Source organism: Prevotella scopos JCM 17725 (genome assembly GCF_018127785.1).
In the GTDB taxonomy this organism is placed as follows: Bacteria; Bacteroidota; Bacteroidia; order Bacteroidales; family Bacteroidaceae; genus Prevotella; species Prevotella scopos.
In genome coordinates this window covers 380,675-399,701 of record NZ_CP072389.1, presented here as the reverse complement: position 1 = coordinate 399,701, position 19,027 = coordinate 380,675, and the positions used below count along the sequence as shown (strand labels likewise).

Annotated in this window: 13 protein-coding genes; 5 read left to right on the top strand and 8 right to left on the bottom strand. The window is 39.8% G+C overall.

The features are described from left to right. Nucleotides 1-130: 130 nt before the first annotated feature. Both J4856_RS01445 and J4856_RS01440 read right to left on the bottom strand, forming a co-directional pair. Nucleotides 131-1,660, bottom strand: a complete 1,530-nt coding sequence (locus J4856_RS01445) for a RagB/SusD family nutrient uptake outer membrane protein (protein WP_025839417.1) — start codon at nt 1,658-1,660, stop codon at nt 131-133. 7 nt (nt 1,661-1,667) lie between these two features. Further along, on the bottom strand, nt 1,668-5,006 hold the full coding sequence (locus tag J4856_RS01440; protein WP_025839416.1) for a SusC/RagA family TonB-linked outer membrane protein: 3,339 nt from the start codon (nt 5,004-5,006) through the stop codon (nt 1,668-1,670). Between the two features lie 254 nt (nt 5,007-5,260). Here J4856_RS01440 and J4856_RS01435 point away from each other — a divergent pair, with 254 nt between their 5' ends. Together J4856_RS01435 and J4856_RS01430 are read left to right on the top strand one after the other, a co-directional pair. Continuing rightward, a complete protein-coding gene (locus tag J4856_RS01435; protein WP_025839413.1) occupies nt 5,261-5,785 on the top strand; it encodes an RNA polymerase sigma-70 factor in 525 nt (174 codons plus the stop codon). Nucleotides 5,786-6,092: 307 nt separating this feature from the next. Further along, nucleotides 6,093-7,070, top strand: a complete 978-nt coding sequence (locus tag J4856_RS01430) for a FecR family protein (protein ID WP_025839412.1) — start codon at nt 6,093-6,095, stop codon at nt 7,068-7,070. 328 nt (nt 7,071-7,398) lie between these two features. Here J4856_RS01430 and J4856_RS01425 read toward each other — a convergent pair whose 3' ends face one another. From J4856_RS01425 to tamL, 6 genes are all read right to left on the bottom strand, one after another. Further along, nucleotides 7,399-8,355: a hypothetical protein gene (locus J4856_RS01425; protein ID WP_065368018.1), complete on the bottom strand. Its 957-nt coding sequence runs from the start codon at nt 8,353-8,355 to the stop codon at nt 7,399-7,401. A 5-nt stretch (nt 8,356-8,360) separates the two neighbouring features. Continuing rightward, on the bottom strand, nt 8,361-10,445 hold the full coding sequence (locus J4856_RS01420; protein WP_025839411.1) for an alpha amylase C-terminal domain-containing protein: 2,085 nt from the start codon (nt 10,443-10,445) through the stop codon (nt 8,361-8,363). 42 nt (nt 10,446-10,487) lie between these two features. Then, entirely contained in the window at nt 10,488-11,600 is a 1,113-nt protein-coding gene (locus J4856_RS01415; RefSeq protein ID WP_025839409.1) for an MORN repeat-containing protein, read from the bottom strand. Nucleotides 11,601-11,889: 289 nt separating this feature from the next. Next, nucleotides 11,890-12,054: a rubredoxin gene (gene rd, locus J4856_RS01410; RefSeq protein ID WP_025839407.1), complete on the bottom strand. Its 165-nt coding sequence runs from the start codon at nt 12,052-12,054 to the stop codon at nt 11,890-11,892. A 198-nt stretch (nt 12,055-12,252) separates the two neighbouring features. Continuing rightward, complete coding sequence (locus J4856_RS01405) at nt 12,253-13,059, bottom strand: MBL fold metallo-hydrolase (protein ID WP_025839405.1); 807 nt, start codon at nt 13,057-13,059, stop codon at nt 12,253-12,255. Nucleotides 13,060-13,180: 121 nt separating this feature from the next. Continuing rightward, nucleotides 13,181-15,445, bottom strand: a complete 2,265-nt coding sequence (tamL, locus tag J4856_RS01400) for a translocation and assembly module lipoprotein TamL (RefSeq protein ID WP_025839402.1) — start codon at nt 15,443-15,445, stop codon at nt 13,181-13,183. A gap of 86 nt (nt 15,446-15,531) precedes the next feature. Between tamL and J4856_RS01395 the strand changes: the two genes are divergently transcribed. The 3 genes from J4856_RS01395 to J4856_RS01385 all read left to right on the top strand — a co-directional run bounded on the left by J4856_RS01395 (nt 15,532) and on the right by J4856_RS01385 (nt 19,006). Beyond that, complete coding sequence (locus J4856_RS01395; protein ID WP_025839400.1) at nt 15,532-16,254, top strand: RNA methyltransferase; 723 nt, start codon at nt 15,532-15,534, stop codon at nt 16,252-16,254. Nucleotides 16,255-16,306: 52 nt separating this feature from the next. Beyond that, a complete protein-coding gene (hisC, locus tag J4856_RS01390) occupies nt 16,307-17,356 on the top strand; it encodes a histidinol-phosphate transaminase (protein ID WP_025839398.1) in 1,050 nt (349 codons plus the stop codon). A 282-nt stretch (nt 17,357-17,638) separates the two neighbouring features. Next, nucleotides 17,639-19,006: a DDE transposase gene (locus tag J4856_RS01385; protein ID WP_211817815.1), complete on the top strand. Its 1,368-nt coding sequence runs from the start codon at nt 17,639-17,641 to the stop codon at nt 19,004-19,006. Nucleotides 19,007-19,027: the final 21 nt, after the last annotated feature.

Sequence of the window (19,027 nt, the reverse complement as noted above, 5' to 3'; positions counted from 1 at the left end):
ACAACCCATTTCGTTTTGGTAAATGGAGCCTTGCATCGCACTCTCCTAGATGAACATAATTGAATGTGCAAGGCTTTCTAATGACCTTCATATCTTTAAAAGAGTTGTATTATAAAAGGTAGAAGACTAATTACCTCTGCCACCACATTGGTGTTGCATAATCATCTGGACCACCTAAAAGTTCAACAGCCTTCTCATAATTGCTGCGATTGTTAATCAGTTGATTCTTATCGAATGGAATTCTATTAGGCGTCAACAGCGTATAACCATTTGTAGCCTGCGGCACTGAGAAGATGCGAGGATAGCCTGTGCGACGAATCTCGTTCCATCCCTCCTGTCCATTTGGGAACAAAGCAATCCACTTCTGCGTTATCAGACGCTCCATTTTTTTAGCCATAGGGGCAACATCATCCCATTTAATCGTAATTGTAGAAGCCTTTACAGCAGCCCTACCAAAACCACCTAAGGCATCAGTGTAATTGGCTTCTGTTGAAGTGTCATCCAACAGATAGGTAGCTGCACCATCGGCTCCCCATTGCTCGAAAGATAATGTCACACCTTGCTCATAATAATCCTTCACTGTTCCACTGCCCATATTCCAGCCACGTAATACTCCTTCAGCCTTACAAAATGCCATCTCCGATGCTGTAAGCCAAATTCCAGGTGTCGTCTCTTGCATATTTACAGACGAATAAAGACGCTTAGCAACAACATTGCTTCCTATCGTAGCCCCAGCCCGACAACCAATATATTTACGTTTACCTTGAGTTAATGGTTGCAAAAAATACTTACTCATTCGTGGATCTTTATATCCAGTCATAAAACTTTCAATATCAGCACAGATACGACTATCACCCCATGAAACAGCAGTTGTCCACAAACCAGCTTTATTATAACGAATGGTACAGTTATCCTCGTTTCCTTCTATGACCCCCTCCCGCACTGCTTTCTCAGCTAAAGAACGTGCCATCACAGGTTCTACATTACTAATACGCACAGCGATGCGCAACTTTAACGAATTGGCAAACTTACGCCACTTGTTGAAATCGCCTTTATAAACAAGGTCGTATGGTGCAAAGGTTATCATTTCCTTAGCAAGTTGTGTGTCAGATGAGATGTAAGAAGTAGCCTCATTTAGGTCCTTTATCAGTTGTAAATAAATATCCCGCTGTGACACGTAAACAACATGATTATCCGCATTCACACTGAGGGGGAACGGACCATAGATATCAGTGAATCGCAGGAAAGCTTGTGCACGAAGAATCAAAGCCCAAGCATAAGTGATATTCTCTTTACCATTCAGATTAACCACCTCGTTATACGCAGACACAAAAGGAGGCGCATAAGATGCTGGCCAAGCACGCCATATATTACTTGCATTGAATAGTGTATGATTTTTCGGCTGTTCTTTTGAGTAAGTTGTGTACCGACCCAGATAGTTACCCACAAAGTCAATCATTGTTTGATAAGCATTTTCTTGCTCTGGGAAAGCCACTCCCTGCATCTGAATCAAGAATGAGCCAACAGCATAGTTATCTCGACTCAACTCTTCTTGTGATAACTTACTCCCTGGACGATTAATATCAACAAACTCACTCGTGCAGGAAGATAAGACCACCAGCAAGCAGAGGGACAGAAAAAGTCTCTTACTACAATACATTATCATCTTAAAGTTTTACATTGATACTAAAGCCCAACGAACGTTGACTAGGCTGCATGAAATAATCAAATCCTTGGTAATAAATATCCGTTGAAGGGGTAGCTTCAGGATCAAAAGGTGCTTTACAATAAAGCATCAAAAGGTTTCTCGCTGTCAAAGCAATCGACACCTTTGCTCCGCGAATCAGTTTATCAAAGGTATAACCCAAATAAAGCTCTTTGATTCGCACATTAGAAGCGCTATAAACATACTCCCCCCAAATAGGAGTATCTCCACCAACGATTGTATAAAAATTCTCCGTTGAAACTAACTGATTACCAACAGTAACGCCACCATTGTTTCTTAGTCTGGCTGTCTTCTTAGAAACACCATACGAATCCATGAAAGCTTGTGTCTGTGACACGCAGACTCCACCTAAACGGGCCGTTATCAGCATCCCTAACTCAAATCTCTTCCATGTGAAATTATTTTTCAATCCAAGATGTGCTTTCGGCAAAACGGATCCAACTAAATTTGGTGATGACAACTCCATCTGCATCACCTGCCCATCAGCATTGACGAGAATATTCCCTTGTGCATCACGCTTAAAATCAGTGAATGTATAGAGATCACCCATCGTACCACCTTGTGTCAATATCACTTCACATCCATTTAGCCCACCTTGTCGGAGCGTTTCGTTAGGATTGTCAAGTAATCGTACAATCTGATTATCATTTGTACTATAAGTCATATTCGTCTCCCAGCGAAGATTCTTCCACTTCTTATTATAGCCTACACTCAACTCTAATCCTCTGTTCCGTACATCTCCAGCTTGTATGTACTCACGATTAAAAGCACCACCAAGCGTAATTTGACGAAGGAAGGTCTGATTCTTCGTGTCCGATTGGTAAAGCGTAAACTTCATTGACATGGTTTCCTTAAACAAATGAGCCGTCATACCAACTTCCCATGAGTTTGTACGCTCAGGATAGAAGTTATCAGGAAACTTATAGGTGACCGTATGGTAAGTACCTGTTGAAGGGATATACTCATAACGCCATGAGGATGAAATATTAGGAGAGATAGCGGATCCAACTGAAGCCCACGAAGTACGGAACTTCAAGAAATCAACAAACTTTGGCAACCTAAGCATCTTTGAGAGAATAGCCGACATACCCACAGAAGGATAGAAGAAGGACTGCTGAGCTGTATTACTCAACGACGAATCCCAGTCGTTACGTCCTGTCATCGTGAGATAAACACGTTCTTGCCAGCCTAACTCTACACTTCCAAGTACCGAATGAATTGCATGACGCGTTATATCAAAGATTGGCCGATTATCACTTGACACTCTACTATAGTCGATGCCGTTAGGAGTAAAAATATTCGAAGGAGCCTTTAACCCTCCTTGAAAACCAGCAATATCATAAGATTTATTAGTGAAAGCCGTACCTACATTAGCAACAAGCGACAAGTCGCCCCATCGTTTAGAGACATCAGCCATAACATCTGCATAGAAAGAACGGTCATTTAGCTTACTGTAACTATAATATCCGTAAGGCGAGTGAGCAAAAATATCAAGCGTTGAAGCATATCGTTTGTCTTCCAATTTGTTTACAGCTTCATCCCAACGGAGTCTTCCTTCAAGGGCTAACCAAGTCGTAAAATGATACTTCACACCAAAGTCAGTGAGGTATCTATTACGCTTCGTTGTCTTCAACATACGATTAGTAACCCAATAAGGGTTTTGCATCTTCAAGTCATCTCCATAGTTCCAGTTCTGCAAATTGATATTGCGTACTGCATCATAAGTTTCAAACTCCTTAATAGCATCAAAGCTTTCTCCACGTGGGAAGAGATAGACAGATGTCAGCGGATTGAAGTATTGCCCCTGCGCCAACATATTCCTATCATTTTCTCTAACAAACTTGAAAGAGAAAGTCAGCCTTAATTTATCTTGTAATGCCGTAAAAACATTCTTGAATGTAAGATTATAACGTTCAAAAACATTATTCGGAATGATACCACGCACTGTAGAGGAACCCAAAGAAAGATAGACTTGATTGTGCTCTGTCCCTGACATCACTGTTGCATTATTCGTAAAGTTTACTCCTGTACGGAAGAAGTCGTTAGGCGTGTAACTACCAGTACCTGAAGCATTTTTCGTCCCCCATGACTTCATCTCATTAGTACGATTGCCGTATTCATTCTGAAATTCTGGTAATACAAAAGAAGAGAGAAACTGTGTACTTGTAGAAAACTCCACAGAAGTTTTACCTACTCTGCCTGACTTAGTCTTTATCATCACCGCACCCTGCGCTGCTGCCGACCCATAGAGAGCCGCTGCTGCTGCACCACTGAGCACTGACACACTCTCTATATCATCAAGATTGATATCAGAAATACCCTCTGCGCCTGGCTGCGACGAATAGATACCTCCTTTGATATCATCGTTACTACGATTATTGATAGGAATACCATCAATCACGTAAAGAGGTTGGTTGCTCTGTGCCAAAGACTTCGGCCCACGCATTACCACACGTACTGCGCCTCCCATTCCGGCAGCTGATTCATTGACAGAAACGCCTGCCATTCTGCCTGCCAAAGCGTTTGCAAAATTAGTTGTCTTCACCTTGTTTAGCTCTTCACCCTCCATCTGCTTGACATTATAGTTCAGGGCTGTACCCGAACGGCTGATACCTAAGGCTGTTACAAAGACTGTCGCTAACTCAAAGGAACTCTCCTTCAAAACAAATAACTGATGATCACTATTCTCTATATACTTTTCTATTGCATCAAAACCAATGCAAGATATAACCAAAATAGGGTTTGGCTTTTCTGATTTCAAAATAAATTTACCCTCTAAATCAGACAATGCACGAACCTTAGAACTACCCTTTACCATAATGGTTGCACCAATAATAGGATTACCCGCTACATCTTGCACCTTCCCATTAAAGGTATAGAGCGTTGGTATAACAGGTTCCTCTCTCTTACGTTGTTGGTAAGTTGGTTCCGTGCTATTCGTATATCGATATTTTATAGCTGCTTTTTCCTTCTTTAGATAGATAATATTATCAATAATTTTATAAGTTATCCCTGTATTTTCAAAGAGCCTACTCAACACGAAATCAATAGGTAAATTACTTATAGAAACAGCATTAACCTTCTGTTTACCAAGTGCATCATCGTAGAAGAAACGATACTTAGTTTTAGTTTTAATTCGTTGTATAACAGTCCTTAAATCAGTTTGATTAGTTGTTAGTGACACCTGTGCAGAAGTACTATGTACACCTATCATCAAAAGAAAGGCACACATAAACGTTCTGAGGAAAAGTAATACTTTCGGACTATCAACTATCACCATGAAATCAGTTCAAATAGTATTATTTTACAATACACTAACAACACATTGAGTTTATACACACAAAGATAGACAATTATCTTTATTTAATAAAGATGGCTTATGCCCATTTCACATAAATTAACCCGCTCGTTCGTCTAAACAGATATAAAAAGTGTATCTTTGTTCATAAATACAAAATCTCCTGTAAACACCCTCGCAAAAGATAAAATTGTAGATAGGATAGAACTGGATACAGCAGGGCTAAAAAATAGACAATGACATTACCAGAGCAAAGGTTCCGCCAGATATTTAGGGCATTATATCCCTCCCTCTCCTTTTATGCTACTCGGCTTGTACAAGACGATGAGGCAGAGGATATCGTGCAGGAAGCTTTCATGGAGTTGTGGAAACGCAAAGAAGATATTGAAGACGAAAGCCATATTAAGGCTTTCCTCTATCGAATTGTCTATACTCGTGCCCTGAATGTCATTAAGCATCGCACCATTGTAAACAATCATGCTGACAGCGTAAAGAAGGTTACGCAGTTCAAGTTAGATTACTATAACCCAGAGGCTAATGACGTGATGGGCTATATTGAAGGACTGGAGACAAGAAAGCAAATCAACGACGCCATTGGAGAACTTCCGGCTAAATGTCGCGAAGTTTTCATACTGAGTTACCAGCACGACAAGAAAAACAAGGAGATAGCAGAGCAATTAGGTATCTCAATTCGTACGGTTGAGGTGCATCTCTACAAGGCTTTAAAGACCTTAAGAGCACGACTGAAACAACACGCGTAAAGACTATTCCAAGGAGAAAATGACTGCTTGCAGAAATTATTTTCATGAAGAAAAATATTTTTCTTCATGAAAAGAAATAATTATTTCCATGAAAAGAAAGTTTTTTTATCATGAAAAGAATTCTATTTCAACCATGAGTAAACTATGTTAAACGAACACCTAAGCAAACAAGACAGCATTCTTTATAACATTTTTTTTTAATTCCTATTACGTAAAAAAGCCAACTAGGTTGTTATAAGTAAAGAGTTGCGGTAAAACAGCTTACAAAAATATTAAAATAAATTCGCTTCAGTTGAAACAAAAAAGAATGAGTGAAATCAATAATAAGATTATAAAAGACTATCTTGTTGGCAAAGCAACTGCCAAAGAGATGGAGCAGCTGGCAGAATGGTTAGCGGTCTCGGAGGAAAACCAAAAGGAATTCTTCGAGATGGATTTAGCTTACCATTTAGGGAAAAACAGCCAGATTGCCTCATCTAAGAAAATTGAAGAAGCCGAAACTAAATTATTCAACCAGATTAAAGAATACGAAGAAAAAACAATTAATAATAGCAGAATCCACCTCTTCCGTTATGCAGCAGCCATCGTTGTAGCAGTATTATTGATTGGAGGAGGACTCTTTGCCTTCCTATACCAATCAGCTGAGATAACCACGATTACTGCCATGAATGAGGTAAAGAAGGTAGTGCTACCGGATAAATCTATTGTATGGCTCAATAAAGGAACAACCATCAGTTATGCAGAAGACTTTGATGGCAACGAACGAAAGGTTAACTTAAAGGGTGAAGCCTTATTCAAAGTCACAAAGAACGCTAAAAAGCCTTTTATAGTAAAGAGTGATGCGGCTTCAGCAAAGGTATTGGGAACAACCTTCAACTTCAAAGGACAAGCTGCTGATGGAAAAGAAGTTATCAGCTTGATAGAAGGTAGATTGGAAGTTACTGGACTCAACGGAGAGGGAAAAGTTGTTCTTCATCCAAACCAGAAAGCTACTATCAGCAAAGATTCAAAAGCCATTACGACTGAAAATAGCTATGCCCCAATCGACGCGGTATGGCATGACGATATGATTCCATTCAGCAATATGCAAATCAAAGAGATTGCTCATATCCTTGAGCAACTCTACGATTATAAGATTATTGTTAATTCAAAATTAGATAATAAGAGAACTTACACTGGTGTTATCAAGAGAAGTAAGGATATAAGAACCATATTAGATGGACTCTCTTATACCATCTCCTTCCACTACACCATGAACAACAAAGAGATAACCCTCACAGAATAAACCTCTGCAAGAGTCATTTTCTTTAATCTATAACGGCTAAATCAATCACTAAAATCCCTATTCCCATTGCTTACAATCTGTAAAAGCAAAAGGGGATAGGTTTTTTTATTCAAAAAGATTAGCATGAAGAAAGAATAACATGAATTTAAGAAGTAGTGCATATGCTCAACACCATTCGTTTTTACCATCGGCACCAATTGTGTATATTATCAACACCAATCGCGTATTAGAAGAAACATAAAAGGGTTGACCTGTATTAAAACAACAAGATAAACAAAAACAGCATATGCTCAATTGCTATACCTCATTCCTAACTATAAATGAAAAACTATCTCTGATAATAATAAGCAGCATAACTTCCTTTTCCATAAGGTGGTATCAGTCTTAATCCTTGCTTCTTAAGCGATAGTATCTTAAGTGCTTCCTTATAGTAGCGCGGACGAAGACTATCAGAAGGGTAATACTGCGGGAGATAACGGGCGAAGTCATAGAGATTACGATCTAATAAGAAACCAACCAGCTGGTAATTAGCTGATTTACAAGTTACCTTATAGAGAACGCTATCAGGCAATAACCACGAATGAACTTTCCCTGGGCGTAATATACTTGCACCTCCCATTAAAGGATAATGAAAGAGACTATCTGACAAATGTCCTCGACGAGCAACAGCATAGACCGTAAGCATAGAGGTGACAGAGTCAGTATGTGACATGATTCGCACAATATTCAGCGCACCCGCATAATCTTTCTTGTCGATCAAAGCCTCAACTTTAGCACGTTGATGGAAATAGCGGTCACTATTACTGAAAAGCCCTGTAAATAAAAAGAAACAAAGAAATATTAAGAGGTTAATCCATATTATTTGTGAGAATGGTCCATAGCTACGCAGTTCGGGTTCATAAGGTTCGAAGCGTTTGACAGCAAGCATTACAAAAGTATAAACCACCAATAACAATGGAGCAACCCATAACCAATTACCAAATGTAACACTATTGGATGTTGGTTGTAGATCAGAGATGATTGTAAGAACCAGAAAAGAAGGAAAGTAAGTCAATCCAAAACCACGCTTGTTTAACTTGACCAATGAGCTTACGCCCACTTGGAGCAACTTTAAAGTAAGCGTTATCAATAGTGCACCTAACAATGGGTCATAGAAGGTTTGCCTTCCAGAAGCCAAATGTTGTACTACTGTCATTACATCTGCTTGGAAGAAAAATAGATAGCAAAATGTGAATGAACAAAATAGTACTGTACAAACAGCATGCATAAACTTACTTTCCATCATTGTTTTTACTTCTTTCTTAATACAACAGCACTACGCGCTGGTATGTAAAGTTTGAGCCAACCTTTGTGATCTTGCTGATAAAGAGGGTCAGCATTCGTGAAGTGCTCTACAGTGTCATCAGCAAATCCAAAACCACCGAACTCTTTAGCGTCAGTGTTTAAGACTACGTTATAAGAACCTTCTGGTACCAAGAACCCATAATCTGAATAAGAACGTATAGGTGAGAAATTGAATACAAAAATCAATTCTCCTCTGCTGAATGCCAATATCTGATCACCATCATTGTGCCATATCTCTTGAATAGGAGTCTCATTAAACTTCTTCTCACTTTTGACAACTTCCAACATCTCACGGTCGAAATCACCCAATAGATGATAGCATAATTCTTTATTATCAACCAAGTTCCATTGACGACGTGCATACTTATAGCTCCATCCATTGCCTTCACGTGGGAAGTCAATCCACTCAGGGTGTCCGAACTCATTTCCCATAAAGTTCAAATAACCACCATTGATAGCTGCTATCGTGGCAAGCCGAATCATCTTATGTAGAGCAATACCGCGATGAACCATCTCTGTTTCGTCTCCCTTACGGAAGTGCCAGTACATATCAGCATCTATCAAACGGAAGATAATGGTCTTGTCACCCACCAATGCTTGGTCATGCGACTCGCAATAAGATATTGTCTTCTCATCTGAACGACGGTTTTTGATCTCCCAGAAGATAGAAGATGGCTTCCACGCTTCATCAGGCAACTCTTTGATAGTCTTAATCCAGTAGTCTGGAACATTCATTGCCATACGATAATCAAAGCCGTAGCCGCCATCCTTAAACTTTGCAGCTAAACCTGGCATGCCAGATACTTCTTCTGCAATGGTGATGGCATTCTTGTTCACCTCATGGATAAGACAATTGGCAAGTGTTAGATAACAAATAGCATTATCATCCTGATGTCCATTAAAGTAATCGGCATAATTACAGAATGCTTCACCTAACCCATGACTATAATATAGCATTGATGTCACACCATCGAAACGGAAACCATCAAAATGATACTCCTCCAACCAATATTTACAATTAGACAAAAGGAAATGAAGCACCTCGTCTTTACCATAGTCAAAGCATAGAGAGTCCCATGCTGGATGTTGATGGCGGTCGCCTGGATAGAAGTATTGATTAGGATCGCCTGCTAAATTACCTAAGCCTTCTATCTCATTCTTAACAGCATGAGAATGAACAATATCCATAATAACGGCAATGCCATTCTTATGAGCTTCATCTATCAGCGCTTTCAACTCCTCAGGAGTTCCAAAACGTGAACTGGCTGCAAAGAACGAACTAACGTGATAACCAAAGCTACCATAGTAAGGATGTTCTTGGATTGCCATAATCTGGATAGCATTGTATCCGTCCTTAATGATACGTGGCAGCACCTTTTCGCGAAACTCATTGTACGTTCCTACCTTCTCTTCATCTTGCGCCATACCGATATGACACTCATAAATCAAGAGTGGAGAAGTTTGTGGCTTGAAGCTTTTCTTCTTCCAAACGTATGTGGCTTCAGGGGCCCACACCTGTGCAGAGAATATTTTGCTTGTTTCATCTTGAACAACACGTTGTGCCCAAGCAGGGATACGCTCTCCTTCACCACCTTCCCAATACACACGTATCTTGTAATACTGTCCGTGGCGCATTGCATCATGTGGAAGTGTCAGTTCCCAGTTCCCAGTTCCTTTTATCTTATGACACTGATATGCTTTCTGCTCTGTCCAACCATTAAAATCACCAATAAGGAAAATCTCTGTTGCATTAGGTGCCCATTCACGGAATACCCAACCATCAGCCGTCTGATGCAAACCATAATAGTTATAACCATTTGCAAAATCAGAGAGGGTCATCTTTCCATTCAGTGTAAGCTGATTCAACTTCCAAAGTGCATGTTCGTAGCGTCCACGAATAGCACCCTCATAAGGAGCTAGATAAGGATCATTCTTTACGAGTCCTATATGAGATGGCTCCTTCGCTTTTGTCTTTCTTACAGAAGCATCCTTAACAGGAGTCTTCGTTGTTGCGATTTTCTTCGTTACCATGGTAGAAAAGCTTTATGTTATTTGTTATATTTTTTGTAAAGATTAGTTCGTATGACGTTTCCCGTTTTCGTAATAACCGCTGGCAGTCACATTACCATTTTTATCACGCTCAATGAACTTACCATCACGTCTGTCATCACGATAGCTACCCTCAAAACGCACGCCTTCAGGTGATTCTTCAACAGCAGTCCCATTACGTTTGCCATTATGGTAGCTACCTCGGAACTTACTGCCATCAGCATAGTGAATAATAACAAGGCCTTCAACTAAACCATTTTTAAATTGCCCCTCATAAACATCATTATTTTTCTTGGTCAACTTGCCCTGTCCGTTCTGCATATCTTTTTCCCAGTAGCCCGTGTAAATATCTCCATTATGCCATGACATTGTTCCATAGCCTGACTTAAGTCCCTTCAAGAAATGACCAGAATATTGATCACCATTTTTATAACGGAAGATGCCTTGTCCGGTACGCTCACCATCTAAATATTCTCCGTCATAGCTTTCACCATCTTTGAATTTATAGATGCCTTTTCCATTCTGTAGGTCATTTTTCCATTCACCATTATATTCGTCACCATCGGCATAAATATAAACACCTTTTCCTTCTTTGAGGTTGTTCACCCAATTTCCTGTAAAAGAAGAATGATCTGGCCATTTAAAACTTCCATACCCGTTCTTTATATCGTTTTTCCAACTTCCCTCGTAAAAGGCGCCATTGGCAAAAATATATTTCCCTTCACCATTTCGCTTGTCATGCTCCCAATTGCCAACATACTTATCACCATTGTAATAATACATTGTACCTTGTCCTTGTTGATAATCCTTATACCAAAGACCATCATAGCGATTACCATTAGCAAAATAATAAACACCTTGTCCGTGTTGCTGGTCTTGGAACCATTGACCAACATATTTCTCACCGTCAGCAAACTTATAAGTACCATCACCATGACGTAATCCTTTGATATAATCACCCTCATAGACATTACCATTCTTATAAGTAGTCTTACCTCTGCCATTTGGCTTCCCACGGAACATCTGACCATGATATTGTCCCCCGTCCTTAGTTGTACAAGAACCAATCTCTATATTCTGCGCAAAGAGATAAGAAGGAATAAAACACAACAATATGATGATATATTTATATTTCACGTTTCCCGTTTTTAGTTTATTATGATTAAAATAACCTATATGCAAAGATACCGATTTCATGTGAGAACAACAAATTTATAAAACATTTTTAATCCATGCCCTAAAAAACGTTTGCACATATTTATTTAAATATCGTAAGGACAAAATGTCACTCTTGTCATCGGCTATGTAGTTTTTGCTTTTTACACTTTCTTGGGACTCCCACTCGTTAGTCAACTTCTATGACGAACTTAAAGAAAAAGCCCACTCATCGAATGAGCGGGCTTTTTATTCTATAGTTATAAATTGATTACTCGTCAACAGGCTTGAAATCATCCTTACCTACACCACAAAGAGGGCAAACCCAATCGTCTGGGATATCCTCAAATGCTGTACCTGGCTCAATGCCACTATCTGGATCACCAACTTCTGGGTCATAAATATAACCACATGTCTCGCATTCGTACTTCTTCATAATGCTTTTGTTTATAATGTTAAACCTAAATTTTAATTGAATTATATCGTTTGCAAAGTTACAAGTATTTTGGAATAATTACACAATTTATAAGTTAAAAAATGCTATCTCATTCATCGCTCAATACTATCCGTATAGGCAAATCTCGTTGATTTACAAACAAATACATCATCTGCACACGAGATAAAAAAAGCATCCTTAAGGATATAACTCGTACACTTCACTTGGTATTTTACGTTTCAGGACATCAAGCATGAACTCTTTTCCAATGATGATACCACTATCACGTAAAACCGTTTCTATCGTCTTTTTAGCTAGTTCAGGATGGTTATTCTCATCACTCAAATGGCATAACCATACATGACGCAAAGCAGGCGAGGCATTCTCAACGAGTGCTTTCGCACAAGCTTCATTACTCAGATGACCATTAGGTCCGCTAATACGCTCCTTCAAATGTCGTGGGTAGGGACCTGCTGCTAACTTCTCCGGCTCATGGTTTGCCTCTATTACCAAAAAATTACTGATAGAAATAAATCGTGCTATCTCATCTGTGATATGTCCACAATCAGTGATTAATGTGAAACGAATACCATCATTTTCTATTGAATAACCAACACAGTCAGTACTATCATGAGGCACTTCGAAAGGTGTTACTTTGAATTCACCAATACCAACTTCCTCTCCCTTTTTTAGGTTTCTAACATATTGTGGATCGACTTTACGTCTTACACACCAGTTTTGACTTATTCCTTTATGAACTTCCTCTGTTGAATATACCGGTAGTTGCAAATCACCGCTAATAGACCCAACGGACTTGACATGATCGGCATGATCATGGGTGATAAGCACATTATGAACCATATTTAGTTGCAGACCATAGTTGTGAAAATGCTTCTTTAAGGAACGAATACCAACACCACAATCTATCATCAAACAATCGGTGTCAGTATATAAAAGATAGCAATTACCACTACTACCACTGCCAAAAGATAAAAATTTCAGCATCATTTTTTATTTTAGGCAAATGTAACAAAAGTATTTTGATAGACAAAATTATTGTTTATATTTGCCAGTTCAGATACCCTAGTTTTAGGAATAATTAATTATCCGTATATCTATGAATTGATTAAAATGGAAGCCCTACCGCAAAATGGAACGTAAAGTCTCGCTTCAGATTAGGATGCCATAAAACATAATGTTCCTCCGCACTTGTATAGGCAGGATTTATGGCTTTCATACCACCATCAAAACGAAGTATGAAGTAATCGAAGTTGAGACGTAATCCAAGACCGTAGGCAACAGCAATCTGGTTATAGAAGTCTTTGAAACGGAATTGTCCTCCTGGCTGATCTTCATAATCACGCAATGTCCATATATTTCCTGCATCGATAAACGCTGCCGCATCAAGTTTCCAAAACAGGTGCGTACGATACTCTGCATTTAAGTCAAGCTTCATGTCACCAGTTTGATTAATGAAGTCTATTCGACCATCAACTCCCTTAAACTTACCTGGTCCTAACTCCCTTACACTCCATCCACGAACAGAGTTTGCACCACCCGAGAAGTATCGCTTCTCAAACGGCAGTACGGTACTGTTACCGTAAGGAATCGCTATACCAAAGCCACCATGTAAGGCTAAGGCGTTACGTTCGTCAAAGCGCAGTACCTTTGTATAATCAAAGTCGAACTTAGCATACTGAGCATAGGCTATGTTGAACAATGTTCGTTTCCCTTCGCTGTTTTTTTTGAAATTGAAGATACCACTTAAACCATTCAACACATTACCTGCCAATTCCACTTTTGCTCTGAAAGCTTGATTGGCCCAACTATAATTCAGTCCGAAGCCAGTCCGCAAGATAAACAAATCTTGATAATTATATCGTAAAATAGCGTTACGTGTTGTTGCATTATCAAGATAATCATGCTTAAACGTCTCACTAATCCACGGCATATACACGTAGCTAAGATTAAGTAGATCAAAGTCGTATGTAAGATGTCGATTTGGGTCTAACCAATGATACTTCCACGCAGAAGAAAAGACACGACGATGGAACTCAGGCCTATTTTGTAGGTTCCAACCTACTGAGACTTCTGAGGTAGCACTACTCTTCCGCTTGAAATTCTTTGAAACAAAAGGAGCTAAGAAACGAGGGAATTGAAGATGTGCCTGTACGCTATACTCTTCATAATCACTATTCTTATACCCTTCAAGTCCTTTAATCGCTTCAAAGGCTGCTCGAAACTCCAAACTTAAATGTTCACTACCTCGAAAGAGGTTTCTATTCTGATAAGAAAGTACAGCTGCAGCACCTAAGTCTCCAGCAGTATTCGTTCCTTCTGGTTGGAAAGAGATAGTATTAGGTTTGTTGTTTGATACCTGTATATCTGCATCTAAATAATGTGTAGAAGAGGTGGTATAACCAAAGCTCTTACCTATCACTAGACTATCATAGCGAGGAAGTTCTCTAAAATTGATATTCGTATAACGCACTGCACCAAGCCGAGAGAAGTTGTTATAGGTCTTTTGTAAGTCTGTCGCTGAAAAGTATTTTCCTTTCTCAATCAGCGTATTGTCTTCCAAAACACTTTTTCTAAGATGGAAACCAGTTGAATCAGCCGGAATAAAATTAACATTATTGATGATATAACGTGGATGTAGCGTTGGTTCAGCTTCACTATGCTCAACATATTTCATCAAGTGTAACGTTACGTTTACATGCTGCTTGCCCTGTGTTGAATCGGCAGTATAATAGATAAAATCCTTATGAAACCGGTAGAATCCAGAATCATTCAGTATATGCGTGAGTCTTTTACGTTCATCATCCAATGATGTTACGGTGAACTGACGAGGAGGTTTGGTATCCGTGTTAAGGTGAGAAGCAAGTACTTTTCCAATAATTGAATCCTCTATATCGTAATTAAATTGATCAATGATATATGGATCACCGGGATGAAGTTGGTAATTAAGCGTAAGCTTCTTACCTTTAACCTTTTTATCAACATCAACCGTAGCGTTCATATAACCCATATTCTGCATCGCAACCGTTAAATCCTCAGCAGAAAGACGAGCCTGCACAGAATCATACAATACAGGCTCCTCGCCCATCCGTCGGAGTGTACGATTTATCCATTTCGTCGTGTCTTGTCCTGCCATCGCATAGGTTCCTAATGGAATTTTAAAGAGAGAGAACCAACGTGAGTTTCCTTTCTGACGTACATATTGCATCAGTAGCGACGAGTTTACGTCTTTCCTATCAGAACGAAGCTCTACCTTGTCCAAAAGGTACTGCCCATCAGGAACAAACTTATCTGATGAACATGCTATGATCACAAGCGTAGTCATCACGATAAAGAGTGGTGTAAGAAATCTATATGATTTTGAAAATAACATTGATATCCTAATTTATTTTATGCAAAGGTAGTAAAAAGTTAAGAAGTAATGGATGACGAGTGGATAGTTTTTTGTAATTTTGCGAGGTGATATCAAAAAATAAGATAAAGCTTATCCGTTCTCTTGAGACCAAAAAAGGAAGAGAGAAAGTTGGATTATTTGTAGCAGAAGGACCCAAAGTTGTCAATGATCTACTACACGAGGGATTTGTGGCTGAAGATATATTAGACAATATAGAAGACATCAATAAGGTCTCATTTCTCCAACACCCACAGTCTCTACTGGGCGTTTTCAAACTACCAGAAGTAGCCTCAAACACTATGAATGATTACTTAATATTATTCAAAGAAGGCATTGAGAACCAACTTGTTTTAGCACTTGATGGTGTACAAGACCCTGGCAATCTTGGTACAATCATTCGCATTGCAGATTGGTTTGGCATTGAGGATATCTTCTGCTCGCATGAAACGGCAGATTGTTGGAATCCAAAGGTTGTTCAGGCAACAATGGGAAGTATAGCAAGAGTGAAACTTCATTATCTAAACTTGTATGAAATGATAGACCAACTCCCTACTGATTATCCCATCTACGCTACCCTACTCGATGGCAATAATATCTATGCACAAGAACTCTCTCGTCACGGAATGATAGTAATGGGCAATGAAGGAAAGGGCATATCCCCACAGCTAAGAACGAAGATTAATCGAAAGCTCTTCATACCCAACTATCCGCCAGAACGTGAGACAGCCGAGTCATTGAACGTAGCAATCGCAACATCAATTGTTTGTGCAGAGTTCAGAAGACGATAAAGGCTACTTATGGCAGGGAGGTAACAACTACTAACCTACTAATAGACGTAATATGATAGACTTACAAAAACTGATTAGACCCAACATTAGAGAATTCATTTCTTTCGATTATACTCCTAAAGAGAAGCAGGAAAGAGGTACGACTCACATCATGCTTGACGCTAACGAGAACCCTTACAACAAACCTTACAATCGCTATCCTTCTGAAAATCAGACAACACTAAAGGAAGAATTAGCTAAGCTGAAAGGCGTTAAATCCAAAGAGATTTTCTTGAACAATGGCTCTACTGAGGCGATTGACATGTGCTATCGTATATTTTGTCAACCTAAAATTGATAATGTAGTATCCATCGATCCCACCTGTGAACTGTATAAACGTTATGCAATATTGAATGAAGTTGAGTACCGGCCTGTTCGCTTGAATGAAGACTTTCAATTGAAAGCTTCAGAGCTTCTTAAGGCTTGTGATAAACAGACAAAGTTAATTTGGCTCTGTTCGCCTAATACGCCAAGCGGTAACATTCTGGATGTTGAAGAGGTTGAGAAAGTCTTGAATGAATTTACTGGTATTGTTGTCATAGATGAAGCTTATGCAGACTTCTCACACTCACGAAACTTCAGAGAGCGGGTCTCAGAGTTTCCAAATATGATAGTGCTCAACACTTTCTCAAAGGCTTGGGCTAATGCAGCAATCCGTTTAGGTGCGGTCTATGCACAAGAGGCTATCATCAACATCTTCAATGCAGTGAAGGCCCCTTACAATATCAGTCAACTTACACAAGTACAAGGACTGGAAGCGCTTAAGCATCGCTATGACATTGAGGATTGGAACAAGATACTACTGCTAGAACGGAAACGTATGATAAATGCCTTTTCGACTTTAGCTTGTTGTAAGAAAGTTTATCCTTCAAATGCTAATTTCTTCTTAGCGCAAATGAAAGATGCACAAAAGGTTTATAACTATCTATGCGAAAAAAGTATTAAAGTTAAGAATTGTTCAAACCTATCGTTATGCAACAATTGTTTGCGCATAACAATTGGTTCTAAGGCAGAAAACGCAGAAATACTAGGCATACTTAGATATTATAAACCTACTATATAGGCTTATCACCTATCGCCGATGCTTTCTTAATTAGAACATCAAGTATGGTTACACCATAATATCATCCATCATGTATAGCACTGATGGGTAGCATCAATGGTGCCTTGGTAAGCACCAATGATGCGGAATACGCTTACACTTACTTGAAAATTTAATATAGGGATATTCAGAATTTTTCTAACTAATTGTTTGTCAGTGTAATATATTATTTGTACCTTTACATAAAATCCCCCGAACGACCCTTCACGGGCAGAATCGGGGGAAAAATTTAAAAAAAACGTCGTGAAGATACAAAAAATTTCTGATATAACACCAACTTTGCCCTTTACAGAGTTTGATTTTTTACAGAGCTATCGTGACAGCTTTGCAAAAAGCGAACTTGGACGTATCCATTCCCAGCTCCCACTTAAGGAGTTGGCAGCAGCATGTACGAGTCGTAGCCATAAGAGCAAGCGGGGCAAAAAGCCTCTTTTTTCGTGTGAGGGAGAAATAGCCCTGATGTTCCTCAAGTCATACACAGGTCTGTCTGACGATGGCTTGATAGAGATGCTTAACGGAAGCATCCACATGCAGATGTTCTGTGACGCTCTGATAGACCCTTCCTGTCCCATTAGGGATGGAAAGATTGTAAGTGCCATACGCAACCGTCTTGCCCGTCTTCTTGACATAGACAGCCTTCAGGGCATATTGTACGCCAAATGGAAAGACAGCCTCAAGGACAAGGACCTATGCCTGACGGATGCGACCTGTTATGAGAGCTACCTGCGCTTCCCGACAGACATCAAGCTACTCTGGGAGTGTTGCCATTGGCTTCACAAGCTGCTTGTCTCCGAGTGTAAGCACCTGTCGGAGCGTGTTCCGAGGAGCAAGTATAATGATGTTGACAAGGCTAGGCTTGCATACGCCAAGCAGCGCAAGCACACAGCATCATCCACGCGCAAGCTCAGGAGAAGACTTCTGAAACTGCTCTCCAAACTTCTTTCTCAGTGGTACCGTCTTTGCAAATTGTATAGCCCTTGTATCAGCCTGTCGGCAGAACAGGAAAAGCGTCTATCCGCCATACGTGCCGTATTCCGCCAACAGTCAGCCTTGTTTTCAGGCAAGGAAGTCAGGCACCGTATTGTCAGCATCGACCGTCCCTACCTCCGTCCCATTGTCAGGGGCAAGGAAAACAAGCGTGTGGAGTTTGGGGCAAAGGTCAACAACATACAGATTGACGGCATATCATTCATAGAGCACCACAGCTTTGAGGCTTTCAACGAGGGTGTTCGTCTTAAGCAATGTGTTGAGTATCAGGAATCTCTGACGGGGGTCAAAGTTAAGCGTGTCGGTGCCGATTCCATATATGCCAACAATGCCAACCGAACAATGTGTACGGAAAAAGGCATAACCACCTGTTTCGTCAGAAAAGGTCCCAAGCCCAAAGAAGAATCAGAATGTCTCAGGACGGCGAGAAAGATTATTGGAAACCTCAGGGCCACTGTAATGGAGGGCAGCTTCGGGAATCAGAAACAGCACTATGCCGTTGGGCGCATCAAGGCACGTAACATGTTCAGCGAAACATTACTGCTCTTCTTCGGAATCCATACGGCTAATGCCGCCATTCTTGCCGCAAGGCTGATGGCCAGGGACATGAAGAAGGTGGCTTGATAAAAAGATAAGGTGATTTAT